This is a genomic window from Candidatus Thiodiazotropha sp. AKAK2 (genome assembly GCF_058244685.1).
Window position 1 is genome coordinate 114,526 of record NZ_JBSYOP010000017.1, and the last position, 16,453, is coordinate 130,978.

A 16,453-nucleotide genomic window follows, 5' to 3' on the forward strand; every position below is an offset into this window, starting at 1 on the left:
ACTGCCCCACTCCACGATAGATGGAAGGTTTACCACAAGTAGAAAACAGTGTGTCATGGATTCAATCAGCAATCTCTCAGCTGTTATCGGGTCAGGAAACAGATCCACCAGGTCTCCAGCCACGAAACCGCACCACTCAAAGGTTGCCCGGCAACCTTGAAATCTCGTTACCAAGCCTGACTGCTTCTACCGTGTCGCATCCGTCCTAACCATCCTGGGATCACCGATTATATATCCTTTCAGTGACAGGGTAATCAATTTTCAACCTCCTCCCTGCTTCCGACTCATCAGACCTCTTGCCGGATCATATCCATAGAGCGCGCCGGCCAGAAAAAGCAATAAAGAGCCGACTACAACAAAAAGAGCTGTCCATCCGATCTGACCGTAGAGTGAGAATCTGATCAATTCAACTGCGTGTGTAAAGGGATTAAAACGACAGATCTCATAGAGAAACAGGCTGGAATCCTTGATTCTCCAGAGTGGATAGAGGGCTGAGGAGGCGAAAAACATAGGGAAAATGACAAAATTCATAACCCCAGCAAAATTTTCCAACTGTTTTATGGCAGATGAGAGTAACAAACCCAGGGCTCCCAACATCAGCCCGGATAATAACAGAGCAGGAAATGCCAGCAGATAGCCCATCAACGGCGGTTGAACATCCCAAAACCAGGCGATACCGAGAAAAACATAGACCTGAGCAATCGCAACCAGTGTTCCGGCAGTCAACTTGCAGAGCAGAAGATACCAACGGGGAAAGGGACTGACCATCAACATACGCATACTGCCCATTTCCCTGTCATAAACCATCGAGAGTGAACTCTGCATGCCACTGAACAGCAGTATCATCGCGGCCAAACCCGGAACAATATACTCTTCATAAAGAATGTAGGTCTCATAGGGGGGAATGATCGAGACGCCCAAAACCGAGCGAAAACCTGCAGCAAAGATAAACAACCAGACCAATGGTCGAACCAAAGCGCCGAAAAACCGTTCTCGCTGATGTAGAAAGCGCAATCCTTCCCTAAGGAAAATGCCCCACAAGCAACGGAAATATTGACCCGCCTTCATGCTGAGTCACTACCTGTAAGCTGGTTGAATGCCTGTTTCACACTATCCGTTTCAGTTTGCTGCATAATCTGATTTGCCTTATCACTGGCAAGGACTTTACCGTCGTGAAGTATTACCACCTGATCCTCCGGTTCTACTTCGTCAACCAGATGCGTCGCCCACAAAACCCCAATACCATCCTGCTGACAGCGCTCTCTTACCTGCTTGAGAATCGCCTGACGACTGTGTATATCAAGCCCGACGGTCGGTTCGTCAGCCAACAGTAACCGTGGTTGATGCAGCAGCGCTCTAACCAGTTCAACCCGTCGCCTTTGCCCACCGCTTAAGGCTCGAACGCGATCTGCCATACGGTCTGCCAGGCCGACCTCCTCCATTGCCATCTCGATCCGATCGCCAATTTTGTTGGGATTGATACCCTGAAGAGCGCAGTGGTAGTGGAGATTTTGTGTCAGTGACAGGTCCAGATCCAGGGTTGGCTGCTGAAAAACCACCCCAAGCTGGGCAAGTGCTTTGCGACTCTGGCGTTTCAAGTCATACCCATAAATATCGATGGAACCACCACCACTGATAAACAGTCGGGTGATCAATGAGAACAGCGTTGTCTTGCCCGCCCCATTGACGCCTAGCAGGACGCAGAACTCACCGGGATTCAGCGTAAAGCTGACTTCATCCAACACCTGACGCTTGGTGTAGGAAAAGCTGACGTCCGACAATCTAAGTGCTGCTTCGCTCATTCGCCTACCGTGATTCCCCAAGGCAGCCGCCCCACTCTGATCGACTTCTTCACCTTTAATCGTTCGACATCAATGACTGAAACATCGTTACTCGCCCCATTGGTGGTAAAGACAAATTTCTCACCTGGAGAAAACGCCAGATTCCAAACCCTTTGACCGACAAGTAGATATTTTTCAACCTCATAGGAAGTCGTATCAATTACCGCGACCCTGGCCGCCGGACCCAAGGCTACAAACGCCTGTTTGCCATCAGTGGCGATTTTAATCCCCACCGGCTGGATCAGATCTTTGTGAATTCCAGGAATTTTAAATGCGATTTTTTTCAGGACCTTCCTGCTCTCGGTATCGATAACACTGACCGTACCGCCAATCTCTGATGAAACCCAAACCTGTTTCCCATCACTTGAGAATTCTGCCACCCTGGGTCGCTGATCCACGAGCACGTTATCTTCCACTTTCATGTTCTGCAGGTTGATGAAGTGAGCCATGTTGGTGGTCTCAGAGGTGTTAACCAGCCATTTGCCATCGGGGCTTATCCCCATCCCTTCAGGCTCAACCCCGACCTGAATCTCAGTGACCTTCGCCCTCTTTTCGATATCCACCATGGTTACCATATTGTCATCTTCATTGGCCGCATAGAGATACTTACCCTGTGGTCCAATGACCAGGAGTTCCGGATCCGGCCCGGATGGAAGTGTGTGAGTAATCTTCATCGTTTGCAGATCGAGTACTTCAATTCGATCAGCATCACTGGTACAGATATAGAGGGTTTTGTTGTCTTTGCTCAGGGCGATACCACGTGGACGCTCACCAACAGAAACCTCATCAACAACCTTTAGGGATTTGCCATCGATGACCGTTATCTGGTTGTCTTTCTCACTGCTGACATAGATTGTGTAAGCGAAGAGCGGCGTACTCAACAGCATGAACAATATCGATCCTAACAATCGTTGGAGTAATAACAATATTGAAAGTCTGTTTTGAGGATACTTGAGTCGCATTGGATCACTCCCGGTTTATCGTTTTATTCAGGCTGGACAGGCAAAGGACTAGGGCCTGTTAACAGGCCCTAGTTCACACAGTCACTCTCAGGGCGGTCGTAACCCAATGTATCGAGGGTTGTAAACTGATGAAGAAATCCCTTCTGAGGGGAGACTGAAATCGTTAACCTGGCTGAGGTGATCAACAGGGGTTGCCTGAGCTGGTTGCTCCAGTCACGAAAGCTGACCGGTCGACCTTTGAAAGCAGCGAGATTGAACGCGGGTCCGATAATGTAAGGATGAAGCCGATCCACCTGACCACTGGCTGTACGCGTAGCGGCTTCCCCGATACTGCGTACCGCCAACCATGCAGAGAAGTCGCGATCAGTCATCCAGCGAGCATGCTGTTCATTGAAGCGACGCTGAAATTGCGTTGCTCCCCACTGCTCATGAACCCCACTCCAGGCAACAGGCGAAAGGCCATGGGTGCCACCAACAGGTCTGGGTCGATAGGTACGGTAGATCAGGAATTCTCCAAATTCGTCTGACTCGTCGGCAACAATCAGAATATCGTAATCGCCTACCTGGCTGTACTCATTCACCACTTGCTGTTCCCGGTTATGGCCTGAGTCTGTGCGTCTCGCACCTGGTTCGAAATCCCACTGTTTCTGCTCAACGATTTTGTGACCAAAACGCTTGGCGGCACGTTTCAGAGCCTTGGCATAAGCTTTGTCCTGAGGATGCCGACCTACCACTAAAAACCACTTTGTCCAGCGTTTCCAGGCTAAATATTGGGCGAGTGCATCTGCCAGCATTGCCCGGCTTGGCATGGTGTGTAACAGATTTGCTCGACACTCGTTCTGCCTTAGATAGTCATCCGTAGCACCAATATTGAATAACAAGCTCGTTTTTGCTTCTGGCTGATCGGCTACTTTGAGTAGCTTTTTAGCAGGTAAATTGAGTAAAAAAAGTCGAATACCCTGCCCGTGCAGTTTTCTGAATGCCTGGGTGGCCGGCTCTTCCGGGTTGACTTTCTCCACGGTGAGCGTAAACGACTGACCGGTGAATCGCCCGGTTGTATTGTTGTCATGAATACCCTGTAGTGCACCGGCTTCACCGATATCCTCGATTACCGGTTGAAGGAGTGACAAGGGGATATGGCGCCCCTCCTCTTCCGTAATCAATCCAATGGGTATATCAAGCGTATCAGCATGTAGAGATCCCAGAGACATCCCCAGTAGTAAAACAGCCCAAACAACACTCAATAAGCTGCATTGAATATTAATCTTATTTGAAAAGGGGTTTCTCAAAGCATCTCCATACTTTGCTAAAGCTCTGTCACCACTTTTTGCAAGTTTTATACCATGGATAGTATAGAGATCAGCAGCGCCAACAGAACGAATAGATCACCGATTGCCTCATCATAGTCTAATGGTTAGAAAGATACGAAGGGATATTATCCCGAGAAATAGGGCCTGTTTACGCATAACCTATTAGCCTACACATTAAGCTGATTAGGATTGGCATATTTTTTGCGATGCTGTAGTAAGAAAGTATAGAAATAAGGTATCGAAATGCGGTCTTGACGAGTTACGACAACTTGTTTCATTTCCAGCAACGATAGCAATAAATAACAATTCAACCTGTTGGAGGAATAAATGCATCGTGATAAGAGATTAATAGGCGGTAAAAGCGCCCAGATCATTGCGGTTAAAGAATCATTTATTCTTGCCTTAATCCTTCTGCTGCATACTCCTTACAGTTTTGCAGCCGACAACATAAAGATGGCAGTGTTAAAGTTTGGAACAGTTAACTGGGAACTTGATGTTATAAAACGGCACGGTCTGGATCGTCAGCAGGGTTTCAACCTTGAAGTGTTAGAAATGGCGGGCAAACAGGCAACCATGGTTGCCCTTCAGGCGGAATCGGTCGATATTGCCGTCAGCGATTGGATCTGGGTATCAAGACAACGTAATGAGGGCAAAGCATTTACCTTTGTCCCCTACTCCACAGCGCTCGGCGCGCTTGTGGTTCCCCAGGACTCGCCAATTACACAAATCAAGGACCTGCAAGGATTACGCCTGGGTATCGCCGGAGGGCCGTTGGACAAGAGCTGGCTGCTGTTACAGGCCCTGGCTTTTCATCAATCCGGGATAGAACTCGATAAAACACTAATCCCTGTGTTTGCCGCCCCGCCACTGCTGAATCAGCAATTGAAGCAGAAACGCATCGAAGCGGTTCTTAACTTCTGGCCCTATGTTGCCAGGCTTGAAGCGATCGGTATGCGGCAGCTGATCAGTGTACAGGAGGTATCCCAGGGGTTGGGTATCCGGAATCAGGTTCCCTTCGTCGGTTATGTTTTTGATGAGCAGTGGGCGAAGCAGAATAAACACCTCATTCAGGGGTTTATCCGCGCAACCAACCAAGCGAAACAGATCATGCTCAATTCCGATCCGGAGTGGGAGCAGCTGAGACCCTTGATGAAAGTCCCGGATGAAGCCACATTTATTGCGTTACGCGAGGGATTCAGAGCGGGCATTCCCAGTCAGTGGGGGGCCGCTGAACAAAATGATGCTAAACAACTGTTTGATATACTTTTCAAACTGGGTGGAAAAAAGCTCGTTGGCAACACCACTCAACTTGCAGAGGGCACCTTCTGGTCAAACAGTGTAGAGTAGGATTTTGAATTTTACCGTATACATACGACAGTTCTCTTCCATCATACTGCTGCTGTTGGTCTGGCATATCACCGCCATACTCTGGCAAAACAGCATGCTGCCTCCCCCAAGCTCGGTTGTTCAGCTGATCTGGCAGGAGATGCTCAGTGGTCAGCTCTGGTTTCACCTCAGTGCAACCCTATTGCGGGTACTGATCTCATTTATCATTGCCATGTTGATCGGTAGCATAATTGGTATCCTGATGGGCCGATCAAAAATCACGGATCAGTTTCTGGATCCTTGGCTGATTGTGTTTCTCAATATACCCGCTCTTGTGGTCATCATCCTCGCCTATGTGTGGTTTGGTCTGGCGGAACTTACCGCAATATTTGCAATTGCAATCAATAAGATACCCAATGTGATCGTAACCATGCGTGAAGGTGCTCGCACCTTGAATGAAGACTACGATCAGATGGCCCACAGCTTCAATCTCAGCAAGCGCAAGATACTCATTTACATCACCCTGCCCCAGTTACTGCCGTTTTTCGCCGTTGCGGCCCGTTCCGGAATTGCATTGATATGGAAAATTGTACTGGTCGTGGAGTTGTTGGGCCGCAGTAACGGGGTAGGTTTTCAGTTACATCTCTATTTCCAGCTGTTTGATGTTACCGGCATCATGGCCTACAGCTTCTCTTTTATCCTCATCATGTTGACCATTGAATACACGCTTCTACAGCCCTTGGAGCGTAAGATCAATCGTTGGCGCGGATAGGTCTATGTTAGATATCCAAGTCAGAAACAAAAGTTTCACTCAATCAGGCTCAGAGACCCCGCTCTCAGTCCTGACTGATATACGAATCCAGCTCAACGAGGGGGAATTTATTGCACTCGTAGGCCCGTCCGGTTGTGGTAAAAGCACGCTATTACAGATCATCTCGGGACTCGATAGGGATTTTGAAGGGAAGATCAGCTGGAAGAATGGTACCAGCCAGCATTCAGCCAGGCTGGGGTATGTTTTCCAGAATCCCAGATTACTTCCCTGGCTCAATCTCTACGACAACATTGCTCTGGTGTTGGATAATCCACTTGCCAAGCAGGCGCAGATTGACTCGCTGCTTGCGGCGACCGGCCTCAGTGCATTCACAACTTACCACCCGGCTCAACTTTCCATCGGTATGCAGAGACGAGCAGCTCTGGCACGCGCCTTTGTCATCGAACCTTCTCTATTGATTATGGATGAGCCGTTTGTCTCACTGGATCGACCTACTGCTGCCCAGCTCAGAGAACTGCTGCTGGAAATCCTGACCGTCAAGCGCACAACAGTAATTTTTGTCACCCATGATCTCCATGAAGCCACCCAGCTTGCTGACCGCATTCTTTTTCTTTCAACGTCTCCCGCCAAAGTGATCGGTGAGACGCCGGTAGACCTGACGCGGGACCAACGTCGGGAAGAGACTGCGGTCAATCGGCAGTATGCGGAGAAAAAAGCACTGTTTAAGCACTTATATCGATAATTTCATAGATTTCCAGGTTCACTTATTTTCTAAATGGAGATTCAGCTACATTCGAGTTAAAAAGAGTTCAAAGCGTCAGCCAGAGTGTTCGATTGGCTGCTACAGGTATCAATCAAATGACAAAAGTATTGCTTATACTGGTTGATAAAATCAGTGATCACACGAAGAGTAAACACCTTTGAGATCTTCAGCTAAAACTCGACAGCGACGCTTTGGTCAAAGCAAGGGGCATCAAATCGATCCGGCTGCCTCGCAAACTGTGCGCCGACTGTTGGAGAACATACCGCGTCGTCCAGATTTGCTCATCGAGGCACTACACAAGTTACAGGATCATCTAGGTTATATCTCAAAGGATCTGCTCTATGCACTCGCTGATGAGATGAATCTCTCCAGCGCTGAAGTCTATGAAGTGGCCAGCTTCTACCACCACTTTGATCTGCTCGATGAGAGCCAGCAACTCCCTCCTGCCCTCACAGTCCGGGTCTGTGAGTCCATTTCATGTGATCTTGCAGGCGCAGAAAATCTGATTCATGAGCTGAGTCAGGCACTGGGTGACAAACTGAGAATCCAGCGGGTTCCCTGTGTCGGAAGATGTCAGAATGCACCGGTTGCAGTCGTCGGCAAGCGGCCCGTTTCCCAGGCTGATCTGAGTATAGTCACACAACTGATTGAAGCTGGCCAGACTGAACCCGACCTGCCCGAAGGGTACCTGGACTACAAAGCCTATTGTGCTCAAGGTGGTTACCAACTTCTGCAACAGATTCAAAGCAGCGATACCAGCTGTGATGAAACCGATTCGATATCCATGGAGCAGGTTCTGGTGACACTGGAGGGCGCCAACCTGAGAGGCCTGGGTGGCGCTGGCTTTCCTGCCGGCCGGAAATGGCGAATTCTCCGAGATCAGCCAGCCCCCCGGTTGCTGGCAGTGAATATCGATGAGGGAGAGCCCGGTACATTTAAAGATCGATACTATCTGGAGAAGGATCCCCACAGATTTCTAGAAGGCGCTCTGATTGCGGCCAAGGTTGTCGGCATCAGTGAGGTCTACATCTATCTCAGGGATGAATATGCCGCCATCCGTAGCATGTTGGTACGGGAATTATCCGCACTGCAGTCAGAACCACCCTGTGCGTTACCACCGATTCATCTGCGTCGGGGTGCCGGAGCCTACATCTGTGGGGAAGAGTCGGCAATGATCGAGTCGATCGAGGGTAAGCGAGGCATGCCCCGCCAGCGCCCTCCCTATGTTGCACAGATTGGGCTGTTTGGTCGACCGACATTGGAACACAACCTGGAAACCCTCTACTGGGTGCGTGAGCTGTTGGAGAAAGGTGCCGACTGGTTTACCCGGCAGGGTCGAAATGGCCGGCATGGCCTGCGTAGTTTTTCAGTCAGCGGTCGTGTTAAAAAGCCCGGTGTCTATCTGGCGCCCGCCGGCATCACCCTGCAGCAGCTGATCGATGAGTACTGTGGCGGTATGCTTGAGGGTCATCAGCTCTACGCCTATTTTCCCGGCGGTGCCTCGGGGGGGATTCTGCCCGCTTACCTGGCTGACGTTCCGCTTGATTTCGATACACTGCAACCCCATGGCTGCTTTATCGGGTCCGCCGCTATCATCGTCTTATCGCAACAGGATAGCGTACGAGATGCGGCATTGAATGCGATGCGTTTTTTCGCCCACGAATCCTGTGGCCAGTGCACACCCTGCCGGGTTGGCACAGAGAAAGCGGTTCACTTGATGGAGCAGCAAATATGGGATCGCGACCTGCTGGAAGCGCTCTCATCAGTCATGATCGACGCTTCGATATGCGGTCTTGGACAGGCCGCACCCAACCCCCTGTTGAGTGTCTTGAAATATTTTCCCCAGGAGTTGCAACATGGCGAGTGACTCTAACACGGCACCAGCCTCAGTAACCTTTACGCTCGACGGCAATTCCATCAATGCCATGCCTGGGGAAACGGTGCTGAATGCGGCCCGGCGGGCGGGTATCGAGATACCACACCTCTGTTATAAGGATGGCTTGAGAGCCGACGGAAATTGCCGTGCCTGTGTGGTTGAGATTGAAGGCGAACGAACCCTGGCTGCCTCATGCTGCAGAACACCCACTGAGGGCATGGTGATCAATAGTCAAACTAAACGACCTCGCAATGCCCAAAAACTGGTGCTGGAACTATTGAAATCGGATATCGGAGAGAGAGACTACACACCCAACAATGAGCTCGACCATTGGTTGCAAGCACTGCAGGTTGGGAACCCCCGCTTTCCTGCTCGACAACAACCACTCAGTGATCACTCCCATCCAGCCATTGCTGTAAATCTTGATGCCTGCATACAGTGCACCAGATGCTTGCGTGCCTGTCGTGAGATTCAGGTCAACAACGTCATCGGTTATGCCCGGCGCGGTTCCGCTTCAACCATTGTCTTCGATAGTGAAGAAGCTTTGTCCAACAGTAGCTGTGTTGCCTGTGGCGAATGCGTCCAGGCCTGCCCCACTGGCGCCTTGATGCCGGCTAAGGAGGCGGGCAAGGTCGAGACGGAAAATCAGGTTGATTCCATCTGCCCCTATTGTGGCGTTGGCTGCCAACTCACCTACCATGTAGACGATAATCGCATCTGCTTTGTCAGTGGCCGCGATGGTCCTGCGAATAAAAACCGACTCTGTGTCAAAGGACGTTATGGATTTGATTACATCCACCACAAACATCGCCTGACTGTTCCGTTGATCCGACGCGATGATGCGCCAAAACAGGCCACTCTGGCACTTGATCATGAGAATCCTTTTGCTGGTTTTCGTGTGGCCAGCTGGGAGGAGGCCCTCTCCTATGCCGCACGGGGTTTACGCAAACTCCGTGATACCCAGGGTCCTTCCGCTCTGGCCGGATTCGGTTCAGCAAAAGGTTCAAATGAGGAGGCTTATCTGTTTCAGAAACTGATTCGGACCGGCTTCGGTACCAACAATGTCGATCACTGTACCCGCCTCTGTCACGCCTCATCGGTTGCGGCGTTGCTGGAGATGATCGGTTCCGGAGCCGTATCAAATCCGGTTGAGGATGTGGAGAATGCGGAAGTTATCTTGATCATCGGTTCCAATACCACTGAGAATCATCCGGTTGCCGCCACGTTTATCAAGAACCAGGTTAAGGCAGGTAAGACACTGATCGTGATGGATCCCCGGCGTACCACCATCGCCCGCCATGCCAGCCATTATCTGCAATTCAAACCCGATACCGATGTCGCATTGCTGAATGCCATCATGCACGCGGTTATTGATGAGGATCTGGTGGATCATGCCTTTATCGAGCAGCGGACCTCAGGCTACCAGGAGCTGGAAGCTCACCTACGCGACTTTACGCCGGAAGTGATGGCATCGATATGCGGTATTGATGCTGAGACCATTCGCCAGATAGCGAAACTCTATGCCACATCCAAAGCTTCGATCATCTTATGGGGTATGGGTGTTTCACAGCATGTACACGGAACAGACAATGCACGAGCACTGATCTCTTTGGCACTGATGACCGGACAGATCGGCAGGCCCGGCACCGGACTCCACCCACTGCGTGGTCAGAATAATGTACAGGGTGCCTCTGATGTTGGACTGATCCCGATGGTGTTTCCCGATTACCAGCGAGTCGACAAGCCTGAAATCCGACAAAAATTTGAAAAGCTTTGGCAGACATCCCTGGACCCAAAACCTGGTTTGACTGTGGTTGAGATCATGCATGCGATTACCGATCAATCCATCAGGGGGATGTACATCATGGGTGAAAACCCTGCCATGTCGGATCCCAACCTGAATCATGCGCGGAAAGCACTGGCAACGCTCCAGCATCTGGTTGTACAGGATATCTTCATGACGGAGACGGCCTGGTATGCCGATGTGATTCTTCCCGCCTCCGCCTTCGCAGAGAAAACCGGCAGTTTTACCAATACGGACCGACGGGTTCAACTCGGCCAACAGGCCGTTGAGCCACCGGGGGAAGCGCGACAGGATCTGGAGATCATTCAAGAGATAGCGAACAGAATGGGGCTCGACTGGCACTATGACCATCCAAAACAGGTGTTCGATGAGCTGCGCCAGGCGATGCCAAGTATCGCCGGTATCAGCTGGCAGCGCCTACAACAGAATGGCGCGGTCACCTATCCCTGTGTCGATGAGGATGACCCAGGCCAGGCGGTAATTTTCACAGACACCTTTCCCACACCATCCGGCAAAGCGAGCTTTACCCCCGCGCCATTTACCAATGCCGACGAGTTACCGGACCAGGAGTACCCCTGGGTGCTGATCACAGGCCGACAATTGGAGCATTGGCATACCGGTGCGATGACCCGTCGAGCTGCGATGTTGGATAAGATCGAACCGGTTCCAGTGGCCAGCCTGCATCCCGACGAGCTTTCACGACTGGCTATCGCGCCAGGCAGTCGGATCAAGCTTCAATCAAGACGCGGCACGGTGACGGCGTTTGCCCGTGCAGACCACGGCATGTCCAAAGGACAGGTATTTCTACCCTTCTGTTACCACGAGGCTGCAGCCAATCTGTTGACCAATGAAGCACTCGATCCATCCGCCAAAATCCCCGAGTTCAAATTCTGTGCAATTCAGGTTGCTGCGGGATAAACAGACGATGGAAAAGTGTAAACATGAGACAAAAAAAACAGTTGTGGCATTTCTGTTACAGTTTTTCAGCTTAGTTACAACAGATCGTGGAACAACTGAAAATTCGCAATTCAAAGTAAAGATTAAATACTTTAATTACAATATGTTATGAGGATTTAACCTGGGTTGGCCCATAATCTGCCTTCGGAATGAAATACGCCAAAAAAAATCGCTGATTGTGGCGTTGTAAATCACCAACATTTCCGGAGAAGAGAACGTGACCAGCAAGAAAATTTCACTCATATTGAGCAGTACAACGCTAACAGCCTTTTCACTCTCTGCCCAGGCAGTTACATGGGATTCAGGGGATTGGAAACTGGCTCTCGCAGGCAATGTAAATGCGCATTATGTCTATACCACGTGTGATGCCGGCGATCTTCAGAGTGGTGGCACTACTTTAACGAGTCTTCAATGCGCTGGTGCGGCAGATGAAGATGGGAATCCCGATGACGTATCTTCTGTACAGAATGGTCTTCTGCCCGCCGCATTGGTATTCAGCGCTGGCACGAATCAAGAAGGTTATGATCTGAATGCAACCGTCGGTGTCTATTACGGCACCAACAGTAATGAAGCCCTGGGATTTTCGACGGTTGATGCCCGTCAGGTCTTTCTCACCTTCGGTAATGAGGGTATGGGAAGCTTTAAATTCGGTCGTGATTTCGGTCTTTTTGGTATCGACGCCATACTCGCAGACATGTCTTTGATCGGCATCGGCGCCGGGTTCACACCTGCTGAGCCAGGACATACCACCCTCGGCGGTTTAGGCTTCGGATACGTGTATGCCGACCGTCTCACACAGATCAATTATACAACTCCATCAGTTAACGGTGTGACCGGCACCATCGGTATCTTTCAACCAATGGATGCCAATGGCGGCAATAGCGGAAGCAACCCTGGTATCCACGGCAAGGTCTCTTATGGCTGGAAAGGATCCGTACCCGGAAGCGTCTCTGCAACCTTTCTTACTCAAGATATCGTTACTGATGCAGGCACGTCTGAATCGATTACCGGTTTCGATCTATTCGGTAAAATCGCCGTCGGTGATATTGGCGTGGCAGGTTCCTTCTTCAGTGGTGAAGGCATGAGTACGCTTGCACTTGGCGGATTGGTTCTGCCAGGTTTCGATGCAACAGACGGTACCCCGGAAGAGTCTCAGGGCTATATGTTGCAAGGTACCTATACACTGAATAAAACCAAACTGGGCCTGAACTACTCATTCAGCGAGAGTGATGAACTGGTTGAAGTTGAAAATACCCGCATCACTGTTGGGGCGTACCACAGCTTGACTGCCAATCTGACTCTGCTTGCTGAATTCTCTTCACTGGAAAGTGAGCTAACCGCTGGTTCGGATGAATCCAACAGTTTCAATGTCGGCGCTTTCATGTCCTTTTAAGCAATCGAACAGATAGCGCCTATTGAATAAGCCGTAAACATTCAGTTCCTCCACCCTTAATGCCCACCTCATGACTTTCCCCAAGTCATGAAGGGCATTTTTTTTATCTGCTGCAAGTTCGACAACAATTTCGAACATTGTGGTATTTATCGTCAGTATGAGCCTACTTGTCGCCCACCCCGGCAATTCATATGAAAGAGGATTGAATGAACTAGGGCCTGTTAACACTACTGAGTACAGCTTGCCCAGGTACTGCACTAGTCTTCAGATCTAGTGGCTCCATTATCCAAAATCATCTGCTCCAACAGGTCGATGAATTTTCTCTGGTAGCGGCGTAGATATTTGTCTTTATGGTAGGCCACCCAGGTGGTCTCCCAGGGCAGCATGTGGCTCAAGTCCCTTGTTTCCAGATCAGGATCGAGCTCAGGAGAGTAAGCCATACTGGCAATCAGTCCAACCCCCATTCCCTCCCGAACATAGGTCTTAATCACATCGGTATCGGCCGCAGTCAGCACCACATTGGGTTGCAGCCCTGCCCGGGCGAAGGTTGTCTGCATATGGTTGGCACCGGTAAAGCCAAACGTATAGGTAATCAGAGGATAGTTACAGATACGCTCTAGAGAGAGCGGTTTTTCTGACAACACCGGATGCCCCTTTAAGGCGATCAGACTCCGGTTCCAGCGATAGCAGGGGATCGAGGTAAGAGTTGAGTGTTCCCCCAGCTCTTCCGTGCAGATCGAGAAATCGACCCGGTCAGTAACAACCAATTCAACCAGCTGTTGAGGTGTGCCCTGATTTATCTGCAGATTGACCTGTGGGAACAGCTTGCGAAATGCCCGGATGACAGCTGGCAGAACATAGCAGGCCTGAGTATGGGTGGTACCGATGCGTAATAGACCACTGCCCTCTTCCACATGCTCCCGTCCGACATCCAGAATGTTCTCACGAATGGCCAGTGCCTGGCGGGCATAGTTGAGCACCTCCTCGCCTGCTGCGGTGAGCCCGATCAAGCGCTTGCCTTTGCGCATAAACAGCTGAGTACCCAACTCCTGCTCCAGCTGTGCGAGATGCTGGGAGACGGCTGACTGCACCAAAAACAGCTGCTTGGCAGCCTGGGTGACGTTAAAACCCGACTCTTCCAGGGCAACCAGCGAAGTTAGTTGTCTCAGTTCCATATCTTATTTCATGATTATAAATCTAAATGGATTAGATAATATGATAATACTGCTCGTTCGATATTACTATCCGGTCTGCCCATAAACCGGCTCAGGAATTTAACAGTCGAGCAGCTACAACAGTTTCGGCATGGCAGGCGGATCGGCCCCTCCACCTCAGTCATTCTCATTGACAGCAGACAACCCAGGTGCTCTGATTGAACTACACGGATTCGCCAGCTCAGTAACTGCTAATCCTGTTGTTACAACGCTTCATCTCTTACATTATAAATACCATATATCATACTGTATTAAATATAATTTATGGTTATAATCACTCATCAACCATAACAATCCATTTGCCCCGTTAATTAGAGTTTTCACAACCAATATGTCTAACCCTCTTATCAATGCTGAACGCAAACTCAAACAGGGCAAATTGGGCGAGGCACACAAGCTGCTCGTCCGGGCACTGAAGAAAGAGCCCGATAATCTGAAAGCACAGTATCTGATTGGTGAAACACTGCTACTGCAGAATCGTACCGATGAGTCGATCAGCTACCTGATGAAGGCTGTCTCCAGCAATCAGGCCGAGCCCTGTTGGTATGTGATGTGTGGCGTGGCGCTTGAAAGAAAAGGTCAGTACGCTGATGCGGAAAAATCCTACCGGCTTGCCGAGATGGCCGGTTGCAATAATGAGCGAATGTATTACATGATCGGCAACTTCAACATCAATATCACCAAAAACTATAGCAAGGCGGAGATCTACCTCAGCAAACTGATCAGCAAAAAGCCCGATGCCGCGATCGCCTATATGGCACTCAGCAGACTCTATATTCTGCAGGAGCGATATGAGGAGGCCCTGCAGGCACTCGATCAGTGTCTACAACTGAACTTTGAATCCCCGGAAGTCTATATCAATTTGAGTCATGCCCTCTCCCATCAGGGACGCCAGGATGAGGCACTGACCTGTAATCAGAAAGCACTGGAGCTCGATCCGGACAACACCATCGCCATACAGAACTATCTGGTGCAACTACTCTACACGGAGGACGACCAACAGAAGATATACAGTGAGGTGCGTAAACTCACCAACTCAATCAACAAGGCTTCGAAAGCTGTCTTTCCCGGCGCGCCTGACTGTAATCCAGAGCGTCGACTGAGCGTTGGTTTCGTCTCTGCCGATCTGCGTCATCATGCGATCTCACACTATTTCAAGCCAATACTGGAGTGTCTGGATCGGAAGAGGTTTTCGCTCAATTTCTACTATAACAATCATGTCTATGACGAGACGACCCACGCGATAAAAGCACATGCCGATCAGTGGCGGGAGACAGCCCACCTGGATGACCGGGAACTGGTCAGTCTGATTCGTCAGGATAAGGTCGATATTCTCATCGATCTATCCAACCATACGGTGGGAAACCGGCTTCTGGCATTCACCCAACGACCGGCTCCAATGCAGGTTTCCTGGATGGGACTGCCGATAACAACCGGCCTTGACTGCATGGATTATGCACTGAAGGATCAACTCACCATTGACGCCTGTCAGCTCGATCAGAACGCTTCGGAAAAGATGCTGCCGGTTGAGAACCTGACTTTCTACAACCCGATATCCGAACTGCCTCCATTGAGTGAGCCTCCCTGCATTGACAATGGTTACGTCACCTTTGGCTCATTCAACGGTTTAAGAAAAATCAACCAACGCATCATGGAGACCTGGGCGAAAATAGTTCTTAAACTCCCGGAATCACGTATCAGAATGGTCATCGAGGACTATAATAACGCCACGATGCGAGAACACATTTACGAGATATTTGCCCAGCATGGAGTGGATCGCTCAAGAGTTGAACTCAAACCGAGTCTGGCGCTGTTAGACTACATGGCTTCCCATAACGAAGTGGATATCACACTGGATCCTTACCCTTATCATGGTCAAACCACCAGTTTCAATGCCCTGCTGATGGGTTTACCTCTAGTCTCCTGCTGTGGTAAATCGGTGGCCAGTAATTACTCAAGGCGCATCCTGAATGCCATCGATAAACGAGCCTGGCTGGCAGAGGACTTTGAACAGTATGTGGATATCGCACTGGGGCTGGCCCAGGACAAGGAGAACTTGAGTAGGCTGCGAAAGAATTTACGACAGGAGGTTCAGAATTCCAGTTTAATGGACTATCGACACCTTGCAGAAGATATCGAATCGGCACTACTGACCGGATGGAATAATCTATGCGAGGAAAACGCTAAAGATCAAAACAACAACAGCTAATAACGATCACCTCGACCACTGCCACA

Annotated in this window: 12 protein-coding genes; 7 read left to right on the plus strand and 5 right to left on the minus strand. The window is 50.1% G+C overall.

The window, feature by feature from the left end:
- Window positions 1-261: 261 nt before the first annotated feature.
- The 4 genes from AC4IE8_RS06360 to AC4IE8_RS06375 all read right to left on the minus strand — a co-directional run bounded on the left by AC4IE8_RS06360 (window position 262) and on the right by AC4IE8_RS06375 (window position 4,014).
- Window positions 262-1,068: an ABC transporter permease gene (locus AC4IE8_RS06360; RefSeq protein WP_490790585.1), complete on the minus strand. Its 807-nt coding sequence runs from the start codon at window positions 1,066-1,068 to the stop codon at window positions 262-264.
- Complete coding sequence (locus AC4IE8_RS06365) at window positions 1,065-1,802, minus strand: ABC transporter ATP-binding protein (RefSeq protein WP_068995048.1); 738 nt, start codon at window positions 1,800-1,802, stop codon at window positions 1,065-1,067. The genes AC4IE8_RS06360 and AC4IE8_RS06365 overlap by 4 nt, the downstream gene beginning before the upstream one ends.
- On the minus strand, window positions 1,799-2,728 hold the full coding sequence (locus AC4IE8_RS06370) for a PQQ-dependent catabolism-associated beta-propeller protein (RefSeq protein WP_490790586.1): 930 nt from the start codon (window positions 2,726-2,728) through the stop codon (window positions 1,799-1,801). Before AC4IE8_RS06370 ends, AC4IE8_RS06365 begins: the two co-directional genes overlap by 4 nt.
- A gap of 143 nt (window positions 2,729-2,871) precedes the next feature.
- Window positions 2,872-4,014, minus strand: coding sequence for an ABC transporter substrate-binding protein (locus AC4IE8_RS06375; RefSeq protein WP_068995050.1), 1,143 nt, complete (start codon window positions 4,012-4,014; stop codon window positions 2,872-2,874).
- A gap of 552 nt (window positions 4,015-4,566) precedes the next feature.
- Between AC4IE8_RS06375 and AC4IE8_RS06380 the strand changes: the two genes are divergently transcribed.
- The 6 genes from AC4IE8_RS06380 (at window position 4,567) to AC4IE8_RS06405 (ending at window position 13,004) form a co-directional block, all read left to right on the plus strand.
- Window positions 4,567-5,460 carry an ABC transporter substrate-binding protein gene (locus AC4IE8_RS06380; protein WP_490790587.1) on the plus strand — a complete coding sequence of 298 codons (894 nt, stop codon included), beginning with the start codon at window positions 4,567-4,569 and terminating at the stop codon, window positions 5,458-5,460.
- 4 nt (window positions 5,461-5,464) lie between these two features.
- Window positions 5,465-6,211: an ABC transporter permease gene (locus AC4IE8_RS06385; protein WP_490790588.1), complete on the plus strand. Its 747-nt coding sequence runs from the start codon at window positions 5,465-5,467 to the stop codon at window positions 6,209-6,211.
- A 4-nt stretch (window positions 6,212-6,215) separates the two neighbouring features.
- Window positions 6,216-6,953: an ABC transporter ATP-binding protein gene (locus AC4IE8_RS06390; protein ID WP_068995053.1), complete on the plus strand. Its 738-nt coding sequence runs from the start codon at window positions 6,216-6,218 to the stop codon at window positions 6,951-6,953.
- A gap of 178 nt (window positions 6,954-7,131) precedes the next feature.
- Entirely contained in the window at window positions 7,132-8,841 is a 1,710-nt protein-coding gene (locus AC4IE8_RS06395; protein ID WP_068995054.1) for an NAD(P)H-dependent oxidoreductase subunit E, read from the plus strand.
- Window positions 8,831-11,572: a formate dehydrogenase subunit alpha gene (gene fdhF, locus AC4IE8_RS06400; protein WP_490790589.1), complete on the plus strand. Its 2,742-nt coding sequence runs from the start codon at window positions 8,831-8,833 to the stop codon at window positions 11,570-11,572. The genes AC4IE8_RS06395 and fdhF overlap by 11 nt, the downstream gene beginning before the upstream one ends.
- A gap of 256 nt (window positions 11,573-11,828) precedes the next feature.
- Window positions 11,829-13,004, plus strand: a complete 1,176-nt coding sequence (locus tag AC4IE8_RS06405; protein WP_490790590.1) for a porin — start codon at window positions 11,829-11,831, stop codon at window positions 13,002-13,004.
- A gap of 257 nt (window positions 13,005-13,261) precedes the next feature.
- On the opposite strand, the gene AC4IE8_RS06410 is transcribed toward AC4IE8_RS06405, so the two are convergent.
- Complete coding sequence (locus AC4IE8_RS06410; RefSeq protein ID WP_068995057.1) at window positions 13,262-14,179, minus strand: LysR substrate-binding domain-containing protein; 918 nt, start codon at window positions 14,177-14,179, stop codon at window positions 13,262-13,264.
- A 370-nt stretch (window positions 14,180-14,549) separates the two neighbouring features.
- On the opposite strand from AC4IE8_RS06410, the gene AC4IE8_RS06415 reads away from it, so the two are divergent.
- Window positions 14,550-16,427, plus strand: coding sequence for a tetratricopeptide repeat protein (locus tag AC4IE8_RS06415; protein WP_490790591.1), 1,878 nt, complete (start codon window positions 14,550-14,552; stop codon window positions 16,425-16,427).
- Window positions 16,428-16,453: the final 26 nt, after the last annotated feature.

Coding starts and splice junctions, on each gene's coding strand:
- AC4IE8_RS06360 (WP_490790585.1), bottom strand. CDS start 1,068: ATGAAGGCGGGTCAATATTTCCGTTGCTTGTGGGGCATTTTCCTTAGG.
- AC4IE8_RS06365 (WP_068995048.1), bottom strand. CDS start 1,802: ATGAGCGAAGCAGCACTTAGATTGTCGGACGTCAGCTTTTCCTACACC.
- AC4IE8_RS06370 (WP_490790586.1), bottom strand. CDS start 2,728: ATGCTGTTGAGTACGCCGCTCTTCGCTTACACAATCTATGTCAGCAGT.
- AC4IE8_RS06375 (WP_068995050.1), bottom strand. CDS start 4,014: ATGTCTCTGGGATCTCTACATGCTGATACGCTTGATATACCCATTGGA.
- AC4IE8_RS06380 (WP_490790587.1), top strand. CDS start 4,567: ATGGCAGTGTTAAAGTTTGGAACAGTTAACTGGGAACTTGATGTTATA.
- AC4IE8_RS06390 (WP_068995053.1), top strand. CDS start 6,216: ATGTTAGATATCCAAGTCAGAAACAAAAGTTTCACTCAATCAGGCTCA.
- fdhF (WP_490790589.1), top strand. CDS start 8,831: ATGGCGAGTGACTCTAACACGGCACCAGCCTCAGTAACCTTTACGCTC.
- AC4IE8_RS06410 (WP_068995057.1), bottom strand. CDS start 14,179: ATGGAACTGAGACAACTAACTTCGCTGGTTGCCCTGGAAGAGTCGGGT.
- AC4IE8_RS06415 (WP_490790591.1), top strand. CDS start 14,550: ATGTCTAACCCTCTTATCAATGCTGAACGCAAACTCAAACAGGGCAAA.